Genomic DNA, 18,564 nt, shown 5'->3' with positions numbered 1-18,564 from the left:
GTCCGGGTCGCTCACATCTCGAACGACTCGTGATGGATACGGCGGGCGGGGACCCCGGCGCCGCGCAGTGCCTCGTACACCCCTTGGGCGAAGCCGTTCGGTCCGCACATGAAGACGTCGTGGCTGTCGATGTCGGGGATCTTCCGCTGGAGGGACTCCGCCGAGATGTCGGGGCGCTCCCCGTCGGGGCTGTTGACGGCGTACATCAGCCGCGCCCCGCGCTCGTCGGCGATCTTCGCCAGCTCGTCCCACAGAGCCAGATCCTGGGTGCTGTTGGCGCGGTAGAGGAGGGTGATGTCACCGGCCGCGCCCGGCAGCGTCTCGAACAGTGCGCGCATCGGCGTGATGCCGACCCCGCCGGCCACCAGCAGCACCTTGCCGCGGCTGCGCCGGGACGCCGTCATCGCGCCGTACGGACCCTCGGCCCACACCTTCGTGCCGGGCTGCAGCTCGCGCAGCGCCGCGCTGTGGTCGCCGATCGCCTTGACGGTGATCCGCAGCAGCTCCGGGCGGGGCGCCGCCGACAGCGAGTACGGGTGGGAGCTGAACCGCATCCCCGGCGACATGAACCGCCACCGGAAGAACTGACCGGCCTCCGCGCCCATCCGGTGCAGCTTGCGCCCGCCGATCAGCACCGACACGATGCCCGGCGTCTCCTCGATGACCGCCTCGACGTACATGCGGTGACGCAGGTTCAGCCGGAGCGGGGTGATGATCCGGTACCAGACGACCAGCCCGGTCACCGACCCGTACAGCGCGTACCAGACGGTCTTCGCGGTCGGCTCGATCGCGAAGTCGTTGCCGGTGGTGATCTGGTGCCAGAACGTCAGGAACACGGCCGCGTACGTCATCAGGTGGATGTGGTACCAGGTGTCGTACGGCATCCTGCGCCGCACCGGGCCGATCGACACCAGCCCGATGAGCAGGAACAGACCGGTGCCGATGGCGGCCTTGCCCATGTCCGGCAGCTGGTTGATGGAGTCGATCGTCTGCTGGACGATGTCGCCGAGGGTCTTGCCGGCCTGCAGCGCGTACCCCCACATGATGAGGAACACGTGCGCGAAGACCAGGCAGAGCGTGTACCGGCCGCTCATCGCGTGCCAGCGCGCCACCCGGTCCGACCCCACCCGGCGCTCCAGCGCCGGCACCCGCGCCATCTGCAGCACGACGAGCGCCATCAGGTATCCGGCGAGCAGGCCGGTGATCCGTCCCGCGTTGAGGATCCTGCTGTTGTCGTCCGCGACGTTCGGCGTGTTCGCCCACCAGAGCCACAGCACGCCCGCCGCGCCCGCCCATACGGCGAGCAGCAACGGGACGGCCGGGGATCGGCGCGGGCGGATGCGTCGCATCGTCTGGCGGCGGGCGGCGCGTCCGCCTGCGATCGTGGTGGTCACGGTTCCTCCGTGGGGACTTGACCCTTGACCCAGAGATACGGGCCGCAGCCGCGGAGTGTTCAGCCGTACACCGAGCCCGTCGAGGACCGCGCCCCACCGCAGTGACCGCCGGTAACCGCAGCCCGGTCACTCGCCGGGGCGCGTTTCCCGTGCTGATCGACAGAGCCCTGCGCGGCCTTGCGTGCGGGTTCCCTGTCCGGCTCAGTACCGGCTGATCGCCGTCCGGCCGTCGGCCGTGCCGATCGCGATGTGCGGCCGCTTCCCCGGCCTGGCCCACGCCAGCATCCGGCGCATCGCCCCGGCCGGCAGGGACACGCAACCGGCCGTCGCGCCACGCCCGTTGACGTGCAGGAAGATCCCCGCCCCGCGACCGTGCACCGGCTCGCCGTAGTTGAACCCGATGACCAGCGCGTGCGCGTACTGCGTCCGGTAGGCGACCAGGTGCTCGGACTCGGCGGCCCGGCAGTCGGCCGGCCGCGGCTCCGTCCACCGGTTGTAGGCACGGGAGTCGTTGTCCTGGCACCACCAGGAGTCCGGGCGCACGGGACGGTACGGGTACGACGTCCCGCGCGGCGCGGCCTCGATGCCGAAGGCGAACGGGAGGCCGTACAGGCCGGTGGGCGTCGTGTTCGTGCCCTGCTGCCGAGAGGCTCCCTCGACCAGGCCGTTCGCGCCGAACCGGGCCGGCGCGGAACCGGCCGGCACCCATCGCCGGTCCCGCAGCTCCCACCAGGTCAGCGTGCCCGTGGTGGCACCGGCGTCCGGGGCCACGGCGGTGATCAACTGTGTGCCGCCGCCCGTGTCCGCCATCCGCGCGGGCAGCGGCAGCGGCGGCCGAGAGGGAGCGCCGGTCCCGGGAGCCGCACCGAGCAGCAGAAGGGACGCGCAGACGAGAGCGGCGGCGGCGACGACACGAGGACGCATGCTGCTGACGCTAGAGCGGGGAGGCGGCACCGGCAGGCCGGGTGGGCCGACCGTGCGGGGTGCCCCCTCCCCTACGACGTGTCCGGTGGGCCGATCAGGTCACCGGGCCCAGCGGGTTGAGCTGGTCCGCCCGTCCGTCGAAGGCGTACAGCAGCAGGTCGGTCATCTCGAAGACGTCCTTGGCGTTGCGGTCCTCGACCGGGCTGAGGAAGGGACGCCAGAAGGGGTCGCGCACGATCGAGTGCCGGCTGCCCTCCATGGCCCGGTGGAACACCTCGGCGACGATGCGACCGCCGACGCCGGTCAGCTTCCCGCCGCCCCTCACCTCGGCCTCGCGCAGGATGTAGAACCACAGCGGGGCGTGCCGGGCGACCGCGTTCGCGAGCGCGGGGGAGAGCTGAGCCCCGCCGCCCTGCGCGAAGTCGGCCTTGGTGAGGGGCTCCACGTCGACCTTGCGGCCGATGAAGTACTCGGCCATCTGCTGTCCCGTCGCGAGCCGCAGCATCGAGGCCCGGGTGAGGTTGCGGAAGGCGAGGTTCAGCTCGATCTCCGGGGGCGCCGGCTGGCCCCGGCCGCCGAACGAACCGAGCGGCAGGTTGGCGAGCGGATTGACGAGCAGGGTGTCGATGCGCTTGGCGAGGTTGAACTGCGCCTCGGGCACCTGGAGTTCGGCCCGGTCCGGCACCGCTTCCTGGAAGGCGAACAGCCGCCGGAAGTCGGCGATCCAGTTGGTGGGCAGGCGCTCGAAATCGCCCGCCTCCGGGTCCGCCGGGTCGGCGGGCGGCGGCGAGAGGATGCCGCTGGTGCCGCTGAACCGGAACAGCAGCTCCAGGGTGCCCCGGCCCTGGTCGAAGACCCGGTTCCAGTTGTAGCGGCCCCGGACCATGCTGTGGCCCAGCCGGTAGGCGGCCACGGAGAACTCGATCGGCATGGTCGGCAGATGGTGCTCGCCGGGCGCCGGTTCGAACACCCGGCGGCCGTTGCTGAACACGTCCTCGACGATCTCGGGGTCGACGATCCTGCGCAGGAAGTCGTGGCGCAGCATCCACTGGTAGTGCTTGACGACCGTCTCGCGCGCCGACTCGAACAGGACCGCGCTCGACACGCCCTTGCCGACCAGGTCGGCCACCACCCGGTTGTGGAACCGGATGAAGGCGGTGTGGATCTGGGCGACGATCAGGTTCTCGTCGTTGCGCGGGTCCGGGATGAGCGCCCGGCGCCGCTCGGACTTCAGCGAGCCCGTGCCCGCCCGGGGCAGGTCGAACCCGGTGAGGGGCCGGCCCACGATGGAGGGGTCGTTCGGCACACCCTGGGTCGTCCCGGACCTGAGCCTGATCCCGTCGTCCTCGTAGAACCGGCGGTCGAAGCGGTGGTCGGGCCCGAGGCCGTAGAGGGAGTCGAGGTCGAGGGCCGGGGAGCGGCCCTGAAGGAGCTGGCGGACCGTGATCTCGTCCTCCAGGCGCACCGCGGTGGCGTCCAGGGTGAGGTCGTGGTCCACGAACTGGCCGAGATAGGTGAACCCGGACGGGACTCCCGGCTGGTCGGGCTGGTCGAGCGCGGGGTCGGTCATCGCCTTGGCCAGCTCGGTGCGGGCGTTCCGGTCGAGCTGCTGGGCCGGCTTGGACGGGGGGCCCAGTCGGGAGAAGCGGAACTTGCGCAGGTCCGCCAGGGTGGAGGCGGTGAGCGGCTCGGCGGCGTCGCCGTCCCGGGACTCGGCGAGGATGCCTTCGCCGACGACGTAGAAGGAGGAGCGGAGATGACGTTTGCTCTGTGGTTCGCGTGCGGGTCGGAACATGAATCCCCCATGTGTCACACCTGCGCGAGAGCGCGCACGTGTGAGCCCACGGTAGGGGACGAGAGCGGCGGAAGGGTGAATTCCGTCAAATGCCCCAACAGGCGCATCTGTTCACTGTCTCTACACATAGTGCATACGTGTCAAATGGGACGCATGGGCAACGGCAGTCCGGGCAGTCCGTCCAGGCTCGTGGCGATGTGCTCCTTGTTCGTGAAGTACGCGTTGAGTGACGCGTCGTCCTCCCGCGCGAAGCGCTGCCCATGCAGCGCGCGGTCCTCGTCGTACGTCATGAACGGCACTGCGAACCCACAGCTGTCCCGCACGAGTTCGGCGTGCACGACGATGATCGCGCGCAGTCCGTGCGAGGCCGGGTCGATGCCGGCGAAGTGGGCGAGGAACTCCCGGAAGCGGGGGTCGTCACGGAAGACCGGCTCGCCGCGGCCGTGCACCCGCACGATGTTCGGCGGCCCCTGGAAGGCGCACCACATCAGCGTGATCCGGCCGTTCTCGCGCAGGTGCGCGATGGTCTCCGCGGTGGATCCGGCGAAGTCCAGGTAGGCCACGGTGTGTTCGTCGAGCACGGCGAACGAGCCCTTGAGGCCTTTGGGGGAGAGGTTGACCGTGCCGTCGCCGGACAGGGGCGCGGTCGCGGTGAAGAAGAGGGGCTGCTCCTCGATGAACTTACGGAGCCTTCCGTCGATGCGCTCGTAGGTCTTTCCCATGTCTCACGATGATCCGGGAAAGCCTTTCGCACGTCTAAGGAAATGCGCGATTCCCCTTGTGAAGCTGTGGAGTTGTGAGGCTGTGCAGCTGTGGAGCTGCGGGTACGCCACGGTGGCCGCCCCGGACGGCGCTTCTCTCGGGGCGGCCACCGTGCCTGTCACGTCACTTGTTCAACGTGCAGGCCGCGAGGGCGTCGAGGCCCTGCGGCTTGTCGGCGGTGCGGCCGATGGCGGTGGCGATGCGGTTGACGGTCGCGACGCGCTTGTCCTCCAGTGGGCCGAGGATCGCGTTCTGCACGAAGTTGGCGCCGCCCTGGCCGACGGTGTCGACGAGCCGCTTGTTGGCCTCGTTGATCTGGGTCTGGAGCAGCGTCAGGTTGCGGTCGACCTCGGCCTGCGCGGTGGCGGGGATCGCGGGGAGCTGCGAGGCCACGTCCGGGCAGGTGATCGTGCCGACACCGGCGTTGCCCGCCGCGTCACCGGCGGCCTCACCCGCGGCGTCTCCGCCGGTGGCCGGCTCGGTGGCGGCGTCGCCGGCACCCGCCTCGGCCCCGGCACCCGCACCCGCTCCTGCGCCCGCTTCCCCACCGGTACCCGCCTGGTCGCCGGTGTCCGCGACGCCGCCGGCGTCGAGGGCGCACGGCGCGAGGGCGTCGAGGCCCTGCGGCTTGTCGGCGGTGCGGCCGATGGCGGTGGCGATGCGGTTGACGGTCGCGACGCGCTTGTCCTCCAGCGGGCCGAGGATCGCGTTCTGCACGAAGTTGGCGCCGCCCTGGCCGACGGTGTCGACGAGCCGCTTGTTGGCCTCGTCGATCTGGGTCTGGAGCAGCGCGAGGTTCCGGTCCACCTCGGCCTGCGCGGTGGCGGGGATCGCGGGCAACTTCGAGGCCACGTCCGGGCACGAGATGGTGCCGGGGCTGGCGAGGGTCTTGGCGTTGGTCGTGCCGCTGCTCTTGGACGGCTCCCCGGCGAGGGCGGAGTTGACGACCACCGCACCGGTCAGCGCCAGAGCGGCGGCCGCCCCGATGATCACTACGCGACGCTTGTTGTACTTCGGAAGAGCCCTGGACATGCGGATGCCTCACTTGGGTCTGGGGTGGGTGTGCAAACGCGGCGCCGGCGTTCAGTCGTGAGTACGGGCAAGCGGTTGTCGTTGTTCAAAGCGCAGCCAAAAACTTCTCCCGATCGGGAACCGGACAGGGGGCGGGGCCGGGAACCGGACAGGGGAGGGGCGAGGGGGCCCGGCGGCAACGGATTGACGAATCATGCATGACTCTGCATACTCATGCATGCAGGCGGGGTCAGTGAACGCACCGCGAGGAGAAGCCGTGGATCGCCGAGGAGACGGGCGCCGAGGTCGTGGCCGTCGTGGCCGTCGTGGTCGACGCCAAGGACTCGCGGCACGGCGTGTGCTGCGGGCTGAGCCTGCCGGGAACCTCGGGTGGACCTGCGAAGATCTCAGGGTCTGAGGCCACCTCATCCACACCATCTCTAGGAGCGACGCAAGTGAGCAGCAACAGCGGTGACGTACGGCTCTGGGGCGGCCGTTTCGCCGACGGCCCCGCCGAGGCCCTGGCGAAGCTGTCCGCGTCCGTCCACTTCGACTGGCGGCTCGCGCCCTACGACATCGCCGGTTCGCGTGCCCACGCGCGCGTGCTGCACAAGGCGGACCTGCTCACCGAGGACGAGCTGGCCCGGATGATCGGCGGGCTCGACCAGCTCGAGGCGGACGTCGCCGACGGCTCCTTCGTCGGCACGATCGCCGACGAGGACGTCCACACCGCCCTGGAGCGCGGCCTCCTGGAGCGCCTCGGCGCCGACCTCGGCGGCAAGCTGCGCGCCGGCCGCTCCCGCAACGACCAGGTCGCCACCCTCTTCCGGATGTACCTGCGCGATCACGCCCGGATCGTCGGCGGCCTGATCGCCGACCTCCAGGAGGCCCTGATCGGCCTGGCCGAGGCCCACCCGGACGTGGCGATGCCCGGCCGCACCCACCTCCAGCACGCCCAGCCGGTGCTCTTCGCCCACCATGTCCTGGCCCACGTCCAGTCCCTGTCCCGGGACGCCGAGCGGCTGCGCCAGTGGGACGAGCGCACGGCCGTCTCGCCGTACGGCTCGGGCGCCCTGGCGGGCTCCTCCCTCGGCCTGGACCCGGAGGCGGTGGCCGCGGACCTCGGCTTCGAGCACGGCAGCGTCGGCAACTCCATCGACGGCACGGCCTCCCGCGACTTCGTCGCCGAGTTCGCCTTCATCACCGCGATGATCGGCGTGAACCTCTCCCGGATCTCCGAGGAGATCATCATCTGGAACACGAAGGAGTTCTCCTTCGTGACGCTGCACGACGCGTTCTCCACGGGCTCGTCGATCATGCCGCAGAAGAAGAACCCCGACATCGCCGAGCTGGCGCGCGGCAAGTCCGGCCGCCTGATCGGCAACCTGACCGGCCTCATGGCCACCCTCAAGGCCCTCCCCCTCGCGTACAACCGCGACCTCCAGGAGGACAAGGAGCCGGTCTTCGACTCCTGCGACCAACTCGAGGTCCTGCTCCCCGCCTTCACCGGCATGGTCGCCACCCTCACGATCCACCGCGAGCGCATGGAGGAACTGGCCCCGGCCGGCTTCTCCCTCGCCACCGACATCGCCGAGTGGCTGGTCAAGCAGGGCGTGCCGTTCCGCGTCGCGCACGAGGTGGCCGGCGAGTGCGTCAAGGTCGCCGAGGCCGACGGCAAGGAGCTCGACGGCCTCACCGACGAGCAGTTCGCGAAGATCTCCGCGCACCTCACCCCCGAGGTCCGTTCGGTCCTCAACGTCCCCGGCGCCCTGGCCTCCCGCAACGCCCGCGGCGGCACAGCCCCCAGCGCGGTAGCCGTCCAACTGGCAGAGCTCAAGACGAACGTGGCAACCCAGCAAGAATGGGCGACGGCCAAGAACAAGCGGTGACTCCCAGGCGCGCGGGGCTGTATCGATTTGCGGCTCCGCCGCGTGGGCGCGACAAGCCACAACGCACCCGCACCCGCCGAAGCACCGAACAAGCCGAGCTATCAGGCGCCCTCGCATCACCGAAGGTCGTCGCGGGTTACGTTGGTCGAAGCCGCACCGGAGTCGACCGATCGGAGCCCGCGATGCCCTTTGCCCGACTGGCCTCAGCGACAACCCCCACCTGCCACCTCGGCTTCGGGCTCGCCGCAGTAGCCCGCCCCGGCTACATCAACCTCGGCCGCGACCAGGACCTCGGAGACGACCGCAGCGTGGAGACGCTGCGCACCCGCACCCACGAACTCCTCGACGCCGCCTACGCCCAGGGCGTCCGCTACTTCGACGCGGCCCGCTCCTACGGCCGCTCCGAGGAGTTCCTCGCCGACTGGCTGCGGGCCAGGCCCGACGTCGACGACATCGTCGTAGGCAGCAAGTGGGGCTACACCTACACCGCCGACTGGACCACGGACGCGGAGAAGCACGAGGTCAAGGACCACGGCCTCGCGACGTACGCACGGCAGCGCGCCGAGACGGCCGAACTCCTCGGCGACCGGCTCGACCTCTACCAGATCCACTCGGTGACCCCGGACAGCCCGGCCCTCACCGACAAGGAACTCCACGCGAAGCTGGCCGAAGCCGCCGCCCAGGGCCTCACCGTCGGCTTCTCCACCAGCGGCCCCGCCCAGGCCGCCGCCATCCGCGCCGCCCTCGCCGTGACGGTCGACGGCGAGCCCCTCTTCCGTACCGTCCAGTCGACGTACAACGCCCTGGAGACCTCGGCCGGCCCCGCCCTCACCGAGGCCCACGACGCCGGACTCACGGTGATCGTGAAGGAGGGCATGGCCAACGGCCGCCTCGCGGAGCCGTACGCGCCGGACGCCCTGAAGACCGTCGCGGGAGAGACGTCCCTCGGCTGCGACGCGGTCGCCCTCGCCCTGATCCTGCGCCGGCCCTGGGCCGGCGTCGTCCTCTCCGGCGCGGCGACCGCCGCCCAGCTCGCCTCCAACCTGCACGCGGCGGCCGTGGACCTCGACGACGACCAGCTCGACCGGCTGTCCACGCTGGCGGAGGACCCGCGGACGTACTGGGAGCGCCGCGGCAGCCTGCCCTGGCACTGAGAAAACCCGCACACCCGCGCATCCGCACCCCACACGGCCGACGACGGTGAGCCTTACACGCCCAGGATGAGACACCGGTGTCTCACATGAGCTATGGTTGTCTCATGGCCGTCGACCGTGACCACATACTGCGCAGCGCCGCCGCTCTGCTGACCCGCACCTCCACCACGACGATGGACGAGGTCGCCAAGGCGGCCGGGATCAGCCGCGCCACGCTGCACCGGCACTTCGCCGGGCGCGACGCGCTCGTCCGAGCCCTGGAGGCACTCGGCATCGCGGAGTGCGAGAACGCGCTGGACGCGGCCCGGCTGGACGAGGGCCCGGCCGACGACGCCGTACGCCGCCTGGTCGGGGAGATCGAGTCCGCCGCCGGCCTGCTCGCCTTCCTCTACACCGAGAACCAGTTGTTCGAGGGCGAGGAACAGCACCCGGGCTGGACCCGGATCGACGACCGGATCTCCGCCCTGTTCCGGCGCGGACAGCAGGACGGCGCGTTCCGCATCGACCTCACGCCCGCCTGGCTCACCGAGGCGCTGTACGGCCTGCTGGCCTCCGCCGCCTGGCTGGTGCAGAGCGGCAAGGGCGCCCCCAGGGACTTCCAGCACATGACCGCCGAACTGCTCCTGGGCGGAGCCCTACGCCATCCCGCACCACAGAATCCCGAACGGCAGAGAGAGGAATCATGACCAGCGCCCTGCGGCCGGCGACCACGACGGAGGCGGTGAAGCGTCCGGACCGTTGGCTCGCGCTCTCCGTCCTCGTGCTCGGCGTGCTGCTGGTGGCCGTCGACGCGACCGTCCTCGGTCTCGCGACCCCCTACATCAGCGAGGATCTCCAGCCCTCCGGCACCCAGCTCCTGTGGATCGGCGACGTCTACTCCTTCGTCATCGCCGGTCTGCTCGTCTCGATGGGCAGCCTCGGCGACCGCATCGGCCGCAAGCGGATCCTGCTCATCGGCGCCACCGCGTTCGGGCTGATATCGGTCCTCAACGCCTACGCGACGACCCCGGAGCTGATGATCGCGGCCCGCGCTCTGCTCGGCGTGGCCGGCGCGGCCCTCATGCCCGCCACCCTCGCCCTGATCCGCATCCTCTTCCACGACCCGCGCGAACGCAGCCTGGCGGTGGGCATCTGGGGCGCGACGGCCTCCGCGGGCACCGCGGTCGGCCCCGTCGTGGGCGGTTTCCTCCTCGAACACTTCTGGTGGGGCTCGGTCTTCCTCATCAACCTGCCCGTGATGGTCGTCCTGATCGTCGTCGGCATCAGAACGCTCCCCGAGTCCCGCACCCCGAACCCGGGCCCGTGGGACCTGGCGAGCGTGGTCCTGTCCCTCGTCGGCCTGATCGGCATCGTCTACGCCGTCAAGGAGGCCGCCACACACGGCCTCACTTGGGCCTCACTCGGCGCCGGCCTGCTGGGCGCGGCAGCGCTGTACGGCTTCATCCGCCGCCAACTGACTCTCCCGGCACCCCTGTTGGACATGCGGCTGTTCCGCAACCGCGGCTTCAGCGGCGCGGTCCTGGCCGACCTGCTGACCGTCCTGGGCCTGTCCGGCCTGATCTTCTTCCTCTCCCAGTACCTGCAACTCGTCCAGGGCAGACGGCCGTTCGAGGCCGGCCTGGCCGAACTGCCCGCCGCGGTCGGCGCGGTGGCGGCCGGTCTGATCGCGGGCCGCACGGCCCGCCGCTTCTCGGTGCGGGCCGTGGTCTCCGGCGGCCTCGCGGCGATCGGCCTGGCCCTGGCCGCCCTGACGACGATCACCCAGTCCACCGGCTACCCCCTGCTGGGAGCCGCCCTGCTGATGGTCGGCGTGGGCGCCGGCTTCTCCTTCACGGTGACGGCCGACGTCATCCTGAGCTCGGTACCGAAGGACCAGGCGGGCTCGGCCTCCGCGGTCTCCGAGACGGCCTACGAACTCGGCGCGGCCCTGGGCATCGCCGTACTCGGCTCGATCGTCACCGGCGTGTACAGAGGCTTCCCGTCCCCGCCAGGCACACCAACGTCCGCCCACGACTCCCTGGGCGGCGCGGTGGAAGCAGCAGGCCATCTGCCGACAGCAACGGGCGAGGCATTGCTGTCATCGGCGAGAGAAGCCTTCGTGGACGGCCTCACGCTGGCAGCGGGCGCAGGCGCGATCGTGCTGCTCGCTACCGCAACGGCGGCTTGGTTCCTACTGCGCGGGCAACGCCTTTAGGGGCGCGGGGAACGGCGCGAGCAACCACGAAGCACCTGCACCCGACGTACAACCTCTACGCGACCTTGGCTTTGGTCGCATACATGTCCACATACTCCTGCCCGGACAACCGCATGACCTCAGTCATCACAGAGTCCGTCACAGCGCGCAGCACATACCGGTCCCGCCCCATCCCGTCGTACCGCGAGAACTCCATCGCCTCACCGAACCGGACGGTGACCCGCCCCGGCCGCGGCATCCCAGCCCCGCCCGGCTGCAACTTGTCCGTGCCGATCATCGCGAAGGGAACGACAGGCGCACCCGTCATCAACGTCAGCCGCGCGATGCCAGTACGCCCCCGGTACAGCCGGCCGTCGGGCGACCGAGTGCCCTCGGGGTAGATCCCGAAGACCTTGCCCTCCTCCAGCACCCGCCGCCCGGTCATCAGCGCGGCCACGCCCCCGCGTCCGCCGTCGCGGTCCACCGGGATCATGCCGACCCCGGTGAAGAACCAGGCCATGAGGCGGCCCTTGAGGCTCTTGCCGGTGACGTACTCGTCCTTGCCGATGAAGAAGACCTGCCGGTCGCACACGAGCGGCAGGATCATCGAGTCGATGAAGGTCAGGTGGTTGCCGGCCAGGATGACCGGGCCGTCGCCCGGGATGTGCTCCGCACCCTCCACCCGTGGGCGGAACATCAGGCGCATGATCGGTCCGAGCACTGCCTTGATGAGCACGAAGCGGGACAACGAGCCCTCCGGTGTCAAGGGAAAACGGTATGAGTCTGTGCAGGTGAGGACGATACTCGCGGCGGAGGGGGTGGCGCACATCGGGTCACCCAGGTCTTACGCATTGTTGACGTACGTTTACCTGTACGGCGGTACCGACACCCGCCGGTCTCCCGCCCGTCTCCGGCCCGTCACCTGGGCGGAACGTGGCGAACGACCGCGCGATACCCGCCGGATGACCGCCGGACGGTCTTAGCGGGTCCTACGGGTCCTACGGGTCCTACGGGTCGTACGGCACCCGCCATCCACCGTCACCCGCGTGTTGGGGCCGAGGTCTCCCGACGGTCATGTCCACGCCCCTACGATCGGCGCGCATGCACGAACCGACGGTCGGGAGGCCCTCATGGGAACGCAGGACGCGCAGGAGTCGAACCAGCAGGCGAACGTGAGCGGAACCGGACGGCGGGCACTGCTCGGCGCGGCGATGTTCGGCGCCACCGGAAGCGTCCTCGGCCTGTCGGGCACCGCACGAGCCGCCGAGCCCCGGACCGGCGGCGGCCATGACGGCGGTCACGGCGGCGGCCTGAAGAGCCTGCCCGTGCCGACGATCATCGGTCACCGCGGCGCCAGCGGCTACCGCCCCGAGCACACCTTCGGCTCGTACCAACTGGCCCTCGACCTGGGCGCCGACATCGTCGAGGCCGGCGACCTCGTCCCCACCAAGGACGGCCACCTGGTCTGCCGGCACGAGCCGGAGATCGGCGGCACCACGGACGTCGCCGACCACCCCGAGTTCGCCGCCCGCAGGACGACGAAGGTGCTCGACGGCATCCCCACGACCGGCTGGTTCACCGAGGACTTCACGCTCGCCGAGCTGAAGAGACTGCGCGCGATCGAGCGCATCCCGGCCAACCGCCCGCACAACACGCTCTACAACGGCCGCTGGCAGATCCCCACCTTCGAGGAAGTCCTGAAGTGGCAGGACGAGCAGACCCGTAAGCGCGGCAAGCAGGTCTGGATCTACCCCGAGACCAAGCACCCCACCTACTTCCGCAAGCTGGGCCTCGGCCTGGAGGAACGGGTCGCCAAGCTGCTGCACAAGCACGGCAAGGACAAGAAGAACTCGCCGGTCATCCTGCAGTCCTTCGAGCCCGGCAGCATCCAGCGCCTGAACAAGCTGGTCGACAACCCCCTCGTCGTGCTCCTGTCGAGCGCGGACTCCCGCCCCTGGGACTTCGTCGAGGCGGGCGACCCGCGCACGGTCGCCGACCTCGTCACCCGGGCGGGCCTCAGGGAGATCGCCGGCTATGCCCAGGGCATCGGCCCCACCCTCGACCTGGTCATCCCGAAGGACGCGGCCGGCAACCTCACCACCCCGACCACCCTGGTGAAGGACGCCCACGCGGTCGGCCTGATCCTGCACCCGTACACCATGCGCAACGAGAACCCCTTCCTTCCCGCGAACTTCCGCAGGGGCTCGGACGCGGACGCCTACGGCGACGTGTTCGGCGCCTACCGCACCTACTTCGCGACCGGCATCGACGGCGTCTTCACCGACAACGCGGACACGGGCCTCCTGGCCCGCGCGGACTTCGTCAACGGCTGAGTCCCCGTTGGAGTGACAGTCGGCCGCCCGGGCAACCAGCCGCCCGGGCGGCCGCATCGTGTGGCATATGACGAACGACCTGCTCGCCACCCTGCGCCCGCTGCTCACCGCGGAGGCCTCCGCCGAGGCCCACGCCACCGGGACCGAACCCGCAGACCTGGAACAGGCGGTCTGGCTCCGCCTCCTGGAGCACCTCGCCACCGACGGCCCGCCCCTCGACCCGCAGGGCTGGCTGCGCCGGGCCGTCCGCGCCGAGGTCCGCCGCACCCGCCGTACGACCCGCCGCGAACTGCCGTACCAGAGCGAGCCCGCCGACGACGCCGACCGCGGCCCCGAGCAGCTCGCCCTCACCGCCGCACGGCACCGCGCGCTGCGCGAGGCCGTGCACCGCCTCCCCGGCCGCTGCTCCCGGCTCCTGCAGGCGCTCCTCTCGCCCGAGGACCTCACCTACCGCGAGATCGCGGGGGAGTTGGGTATCTCACAGGGCAGTCTCGGCCCGGAACGTTCCAGATGTCTGGGATGTCTTCGACGTTTGCTGACGCCGGAGGTTGCGGCTCGCGGAGTGCGGGGATAGGAGTGAAGGACCACAGACGATCAGGTGAGCGGGAGGCGTGCGCACATGGGCATGAGCGTGACCATCTCGGTGGCGACCGAGCAGGATGTAGAGCAGATCTTCAGGCTGCAGTACCTGTGCTTCCAGAGTGAAGCCGCGCTGTACGGCAACTACCGCATCGCCCCGCTCGTCCAGACCCTCGACTCGGTCCGGCAGGAACTCGCCACCGACTGCGTCTTCGTGGCCCGCCTCGGCGACGAGGTGATCGGCTCCGTACGCGGCAGCCTCACCGAGGACGGCGCCGCCGCCATCGGCAGCCTCTGCGTCCACCCCCGCCTCCAGGGCCACGGCATCGGCGCGAGACTGCTGCGCGCGGCCGAGTCGGCGCTCGCCGAGGAACGCGGCGCCAAGAAGTTCCGCCTCTTCACCGGCCACCGCAGCGAGGGCAACCTCCGCCTCTACCGCCGCGTCGGCTACGAGACGGTCGGCACCTCCGAGGGCACCGACGGCGTCCTGATGATCGTCCTGGAGAAGCAGGCGGGCGAGTACGCGGCTACCGCGTAGCGGCAGGGGTGCTTGCGGTGGTGGCCGTACGGGACTTCCGCAGCCAGTACAGGGCGGACAGCGGCAGCAGCACGGGGATGAACACGTACCCCATCCCGTAGTCCGACCACACGGTCGTGTCGTGGAAGGCGGACGGCTCGATCAGGGTCCAGGTACCGACGATCAGCACTCCCGCGAGCTCGGCGGCGCAGCAGACCTGCGCCGCCCGCCTCGCCGTCTCTCCGCCCCGGACCAGCGAGTACGTGATGAACCCGTAGACGACCCCCGCCACCGCGGACAGCGTGTACGACAGCGGCGCCCGGTCGAACTCCGTCGCGATCTGGTACACCGACCGCGACACGGCCCCGACCACCATCACGCCGTAGAACCACAGCAGCAGCATCCCCGGCCCACCGATCAGCCGGGCCGGCTTCTCCTGTGCCACCGTCATCTCAGCCTCCCCAGATGTCATAGAGCCGCACCTCCAGCACGGCGAGCACCACACCGCCCGCGGCGACCGTCACCGAACCCCAGCGGGTCCGCTCGGCCAGCGACATGAACCCCGCCGTCGGCACACACGCGAACGCGCCCAGCAGATACGCCACGAAGATCGTCGTGCCCTGCTCCGGCTTCTCGCCCCGCGCCAGTTGCACGATGCCGACCACCAGCTGGACCGTGGCCAGCAGCGAGACCACGGCCATACCGATGAAGTGCCAGTCCTTCGTCGGCTGGTCACGGTAGGCGGCCCAGCCGCACCAGGCGGCGAGCAGCAACGCGGCGACGCCGGTCACCAGCGTCAGGGCATCAAGCATGCAGCGACCTTATTACGGCGTAATCGGCCCCCCGCTCCCGGCCCCGCGCGGCCCGACGGCGACCGTGGCGTCGGCCGCGACCTGTCCACGACTGTCCAGCATCCGGACAGCGGGATCCTGGTCAGGACCGTACGTCTGGTTTACTGATGCTCATGACCACGACGAGCAGCCGCACCCTTGCGACCGAGGCGACCATGACGCCCGGTGCTCGTTGTCTGTGTCGAATGCGCGCCTTCTAGAGGGCCCCCGCACCACCCCCGAGCTCGCGCCCCGAAGCGAGACGCCGTGGCACGTCCGTACGCCGCATGTCCGCCGTACGTGACACGAGCCGCGCCCCGCGCACATGTTTCTCCCCGGTTCACCGCCACAGCGAGAACCGTGTCGCGTCCCTGACAGCCCTGCATGCCCCTGCACCCGTGCGCCCGGGCACACCCACGCCCGCGCACTCGACAGTGACGGAAATCCACGTGATCACCACCACGGGCCTCACCAAGGTCTACCGCTCGCGCGGCCGTGCGGTCACCGCCCTCGACGGCGTCGACCTGCACGTCCGCGAAGGCGAGGTGTACGGCGTCATCGGCCAGTCCGGCGCCGGCAAGTCCTCGCTGATCCGCTGCATCAACCTCCTGGAGCGCCCCACCGCCGGCACGGTCACCGTCGCCGGACAGGACCTCACCGCGCTCGCCGGACGCGGACCCCGCGCCGGCAAGGAGCTGCGGCAGGCCCGCAGCCGGATCGGCATGGTCTTCCAGCACTTCAACCTGCTGTCCTCACGGACCGTGCAGGACAACGTCGAACTGCCCCTGGAGATCCTCGGCGGCTCAGGGAAGGAACGTTCCCGCAAGGCGCTGGAGCTGCTCGACCTCGTCGGTCTCGCCGACAAGGCGAAGTCCTTCCCCGCCCAGCTCTCCGGCGGCCAGAAGCAGCGCGTCGGCATCGCCCGCGCCCTCGCCGGCGACCCGAAGGTGCTCCTCTCCGACGAGGCCACCAGCGCCCTCGACCCGGAGACCACCCGCTCCATCCTCCGGCTGCTGCGCGACCTGAACCGCCAACTGGGCCTGACCGTGCTGCTCATCACCCACGAGATGGACGTCGTGAAGTCGATCTGCGACTCCGCCGCGCTCATGGAGAACGGCCGCGTCGTCGAGTCCGGCACGGTCAGCGAGCTGCTCGCCACCCCCGGCTCCGAACTGGCCGCCGCGCTCTTCCCGGTCGGCGGCGAAGCCACCGGCGACGACCGCACCGTCATCGACGTCACCTTCCGCGGCGAGAGGGCCACCCAGCCCGTCATCTCCCAGCTCTCGCGCACCTACAACATCGACATCTCGATCCTCGGCGCCGCCATCGACACCGTCGCCGGACTCCAGGTCGGCCGCATGCGCATCGAACTGCCCGGCCGCTACGAGGACAACGTCGTGCCGATCGGCTTCCTGCGCGAACAGGGCCTGCAGATCGACGTCGTGGACCACGCGGCCCAGGAGCCCGTACCGCTGAAGGGCGGTGCCGAGTGACCTGGTCGGAGATGCAGCCCCTGCTGTCCCAGGCGTGTTGGGACACCCTCTACATGGTCGGCTGGTCCACGCTCATCGCCGTCGTCGGCGGCCTTCCGCTCGGCGTCCTGCTGGTCCTGACCGACCGGGGCGGGCTGCTGCAGAACCTCGTCGCCAACCGGGTGCTCGGGCAGGTCGTGAACATCGCCCGCTCGATGCCGTTCATCATCCTGATGGTCGCGCTGATGAACTTCACCCGCACGATCACCGGGACGACCATCGGCCGCGAGGCCGCGATCGTGCCGCTGGCCATCGGGGCCATCCCGTTCTTCGCGCGCCTGGTCGAGACGGCTGTCCGCGAAGTGGACGGCGGGCTCGTCGAGGCCGTCCAGGCGATGGGCGGCAACACCTGGACGATCGTGCGCAAGGTCCTCGTACCGGAGTCCCTGCCCTCGCTCATCGCCAGCACCACCACCACGATCGTCGCCCTCATCGGCTACTCCGCCATGGCCGGCACGGTCGGCGCCGGCGGCCTCGGCGACATCGCCATCCGCTACGGCTACCAGCGCTTCGAGACCGAGCTGATGTGGATCACGGTGGCGATCCTCGCCGTCGTCATCTCGCTCATCCAGTTCGCCGGCGACCACGCGGCCCGCTCCCTGCACCGCCGCGGCGGCCGTTCCGGTCCCGCGCCCAGGCTCCGCCTCCTGAAGGCGAAGGCGAAGGCGAACGAGCCGGCGACCGCGGACATCGGCAAGGTCGCCTGACCCGCACACCTCCCTCCTCCCCATCCCTTCTCCCAAACCCCCCGTCCACCCATCACGGGGACGCACCACCACAGGAAAGGCACTTTTCGTGCGTAACACCGCCAAATTCACCACCGCCGTCCTCGCCGCCGGAGCCCTCACCCTCGGACTCACCGCCTGCGGCTCGGACAAGGGCTCCACCTCCGCCTCCGCCTCCACCTCCGACACCAGCGGCCCGCTGATCGTCGCCGCGAGCCCGACCCCGCACGCCGAGATCCTGAACTTCGTCAAGGACAACCTGGCGAAGAAGGCGGGCCTCGACCTGGAGGTCAAGGAGTTCACCGACTACGTCACGCCGAACACGGCGACGGAGGACGGCTCGGTCGGCGCCAACTACTTCCAGAACCAGCCGTACCTCGACGACTTCAACAAGAAGAACGGCACCCACATCGTGCCCGTCGTCACGGTCCACCTGGAGCCGCTCGGCCTCTACTCCCACAAGGTCAAGAGCGCCGACGCCCTGAAGAGCGGCGCGACGATCGCCGTCCCGAACGACAGCGTCAACGAGGCCCGCGCCCTCAAGCTGCTCGCCGCGAACGGGCTCATCACCCTCAAGGCCGGCGCGGGCAACGAGGCGACCCCGGCGGACATCACCGCGAACCCGAAGAAGCTCGAGTTCAAGGAGCTGGAGGCGGCCCAGACCCCGCGCTCCCTGGACGACGTGGACGCCGCCGTCATCAACGGCAACTACGCCATCGAGGCCGACCTCAAGCCCGCCTCGGACGCCCTCGTCCTCGAGTCCGCCAAGGACAACCCGTACGGCAACTTCCTCGCCGTGAAGAAGGGCGACGAGAGCGACCCGCGCGTCAAGAAGCTCGCGAAGCTCCTCACCTCGCCCGAGGTCAAGAAGTTCATCCAGGACAAGTACGCGGGCTCCGTCATCGCCTCTTTCTGAGCCAACTGCCCTGCAGGACCACGGGGTCCA

The 18,564-nt window shown here is 70.3% G+C and carries 18 protein-coding genes; 10 read left to right on the top strand and 8 right to left on the bottom strand.

Annotated features, from left to right (window positions below):
- Positions 1-11: 11 nt before the first annotated feature.
- The 5 genes from OG352_RS07985 to OG352_RS07965 all read right to left on the bottom strand — a co-directional run bounded on the left by OG352_RS07985 (position 12) and on the right by OG352_RS07965 (position 5,907).
- Entirely contained in the window at positions 12-1,394 is a 1,383-nt protein-coding gene (locus tag OG352_RS07985) for a ferredoxin reductase family protein (protein ID WP_329215684.1), read from the bottom strand.
- A 201-nt stretch (positions 1,395-1,595) separates the two neighbouring features.
- On the bottom strand, positions 1,596-2,318 hold the full coding sequence (locus OG352_RS07980) for a L,D-transpeptidase family protein (protein ID WP_329215683.1): 723 nt from the start codon (positions 2,316-2,318) through the stop codon (positions 1,596-1,598).
- 94 nt (positions 2,319-2,412) lie between these two features.
- Positions 2,413-4,113, bottom strand: coding sequence for a peroxidase family protein (locus OG352_RS07975; RefSeq protein ID WP_329215682.1), 1,701 nt, complete (start codon positions 4,111-4,113; stop codon positions 2,413-2,415).
- Between the two features lie 140 nt (positions 4,114-4,253).
- A complete protein-coding gene (locus tag OG352_RS07970; RefSeq protein WP_329215681.1) occupies positions 4,254-4,835 on the bottom strand; it encodes a pyridoxamine 5'-phosphate oxidase family protein in 582 nt (193 codons plus the stop codon).
- Between the two features lie 163 nt (positions 4,836-4,998).
- Positions 4,999-5,907, bottom strand: a complete 909-nt coding sequence (locus OG352_RS07965) for a hypothetical protein (RefSeq protein WP_329215680.1) — start codon at positions 5,905-5,907, stop codon at positions 4,999-5,001.
- Positions 5,908-6,341: 434 nt separating this feature from the next.
- Here OG352_RS07965 and argH point away from each other — a divergent pair, with 434 nt between their 5' ends.
- The 4 genes from argH (at position 6,342) to OG352_RS07945 (ending at position 11,123) form a co-directional block, all read left to right on the top strand.
- A complete protein-coding gene (argH, locus tag OG352_RS07960; protein ID WP_329215679.1) occupies positions 6,342-7,775 on the top strand; it encodes an argininosuccinate lyase in 1,434 nt (477 codons plus the stop codon).
- A 182-nt stretch (positions 7,776-7,957) separates the two neighbouring features.
- Positions 7,958-8,929 (top strand): aldo/keto reductase, encoded by a 972-nt coding sequence (locus tag OG352_RS07955; protein WP_329215678.1) that lies wholly within the window; start codon positions 7,958-7,960, stop codon positions 8,927-8,929.
- Between the two features lie 104 nt (positions 8,930-9,033).
- Positions 9,034-9,615 (top strand): TetR/AcrR family transcriptional regulator, encoded by a 582-nt coding sequence (locus OG352_RS07950; protein WP_329215677.1) that lies wholly within the window; start codon positions 9,034-9,036, stop codon positions 9,613-9,615.
- The gene (locus OG352_RS07945; protein WP_329215676.1) at positions 9,612-11,123 is read left to right on the top strand and encodes an MFS transporter; all 1,512 of its coding nucleotides are present in this window, start codon (positions 9,612-9,614) and stop codon (positions 11,121-11,123) included. Before OG352_RS07950 ends, OG352_RS07945 begins: the two co-directional genes overlap by 4 nt.
- Positions 11,124-11,178: 55 nt before the next feature.
- Here the strand turns inward: OG352_RS07945 and OG352_RS07940 are convergent, their stop codons facing one another.
- Positions 11,179-11,850 (bottom strand): lysophospholipid acyltransferase family protein, encoded by a 672-nt coding sequence (locus OG352_RS07940; protein WP_329223753.1) that lies wholly within the window; start codon positions 11,848-11,850, stop codon positions 11,179-11,181.
- A gap of 382 nt (positions 11,851-12,232) precedes the next feature.
- Here OG352_RS07940 and OG352_RS07935 point away from each other — a divergent pair, with 382 nt between their 5' ends.
- The 3 genes from OG352_RS07935 to OG352_RS07925 all read left to right on the top strand — a co-directional run bounded on the left by OG352_RS07935 (position 12,233) and on the right by OG352_RS07925 (position 14,552).
- Complete coding sequence (locus tag OG352_RS07935) at positions 12,233-13,435, top strand: glycerophosphodiester phosphodiesterase (RefSeq protein ID WP_329215675.1); 1,203 nt, start codon at positions 12,233-12,235, stop codon at positions 13,433-13,435.
- Between the two features lie 67 nt (positions 13,436-13,502).
- Positions 13,503-14,009: an RNA polymerase sigma factor gene (locus OG352_RS07930; protein ID WP_329215674.1), complete on the top strand. Its 507-nt coding sequence runs from the start codon at positions 13,503-13,505 to the stop codon at positions 14,007-14,009.
- Between the two features lie 45 nt (positions 14,010-14,054).
- Positions 14,055-14,552 (top strand): GNAT family N-acetyltransferase, encoded by a 498-nt coding sequence (locus OG352_RS07925; protein WP_329223752.1) that lies wholly within the window; start codon positions 14,055-14,057, stop codon positions 14,550-14,552.
- On the opposite strand, the gene OG352_RS07920 is transcribed toward OG352_RS07925, so the two are convergent.
- Complete coding sequence (locus OG352_RS07920) at positions 14,542-14,982, bottom strand: hypothetical protein (RefSeq protein WP_329215673.1); 441 nt, start codon at positions 14,980-14,982, stop codon at positions 14,542-14,544. The genes OG352_RS07925 and OG352_RS07920 overlap by 11 nt on opposite strands.
- A 1-nt stretch (position 14,983) precedes the next feature.
- Positions 14,984-15,343 (bottom strand): hypothetical protein, encoded by a 360-nt coding sequence (locus OG352_RS07915; RefSeq protein WP_329215672.1) that lies wholly within the window; start codon positions 15,341-15,343, stop codon positions 14,984-14,986.
- A gap of 467 nt (positions 15,344-15,810) precedes the next feature.
- Here OG352_RS07915 and OG352_RS07910 point away from each other — a divergent pair, with 467 nt between their 5' ends.
- The 3 genes from OG352_RS07910 (at position 15,811) to OG352_RS07900 (ending at position 18,534) form a co-directional block, all read left to right on the top strand.
- On the top strand, positions 15,811-16,854 hold the full coding sequence (locus tag OG352_RS07910; protein WP_329215671.1) for a methionine ABC transporter ATP-binding protein: 1,044 nt from the start codon (positions 15,811-15,813) through the stop codon (positions 16,852-16,854).
- Complete coding sequence (locus OG352_RS07905; RefSeq protein ID WP_329215670.1) at positions 16,851-17,600, top strand: methionine ABC transporter permease; 750 nt, start codon at positions 16,851-16,853, stop codon at positions 17,598-17,600. Before OG352_RS07910 ends, OG352_RS07905 begins: the two co-directional genes overlap by 4 nt.
- A gap of 88 nt (positions 17,601-17,688) precedes the next feature.
- Positions 17,689-18,534, top strand: coding sequence for a MetQ/NlpA family ABC transporter substrate-binding protein (locus OG352_RS07900; protein ID WP_329215669.1), 846 nt, complete (start codon positions 17,689-17,691; stop codon positions 18,532-18,534).
- The last annotated feature ends 30 nt before the right edge of the window (positions 18,535-18,564 follow it).

It is taken from the genome of Streptomyces sp. NBC_01485 (assembly GCF_036227125.1).
Lineage (GTDB): Bacteria > Actinomycetota > Actinomycetes > Streptomycetales > Streptomycetaceae > Streptomyces.
This window is presented reverse-complemented; position numbering and strand designations above follow the sequence as displayed.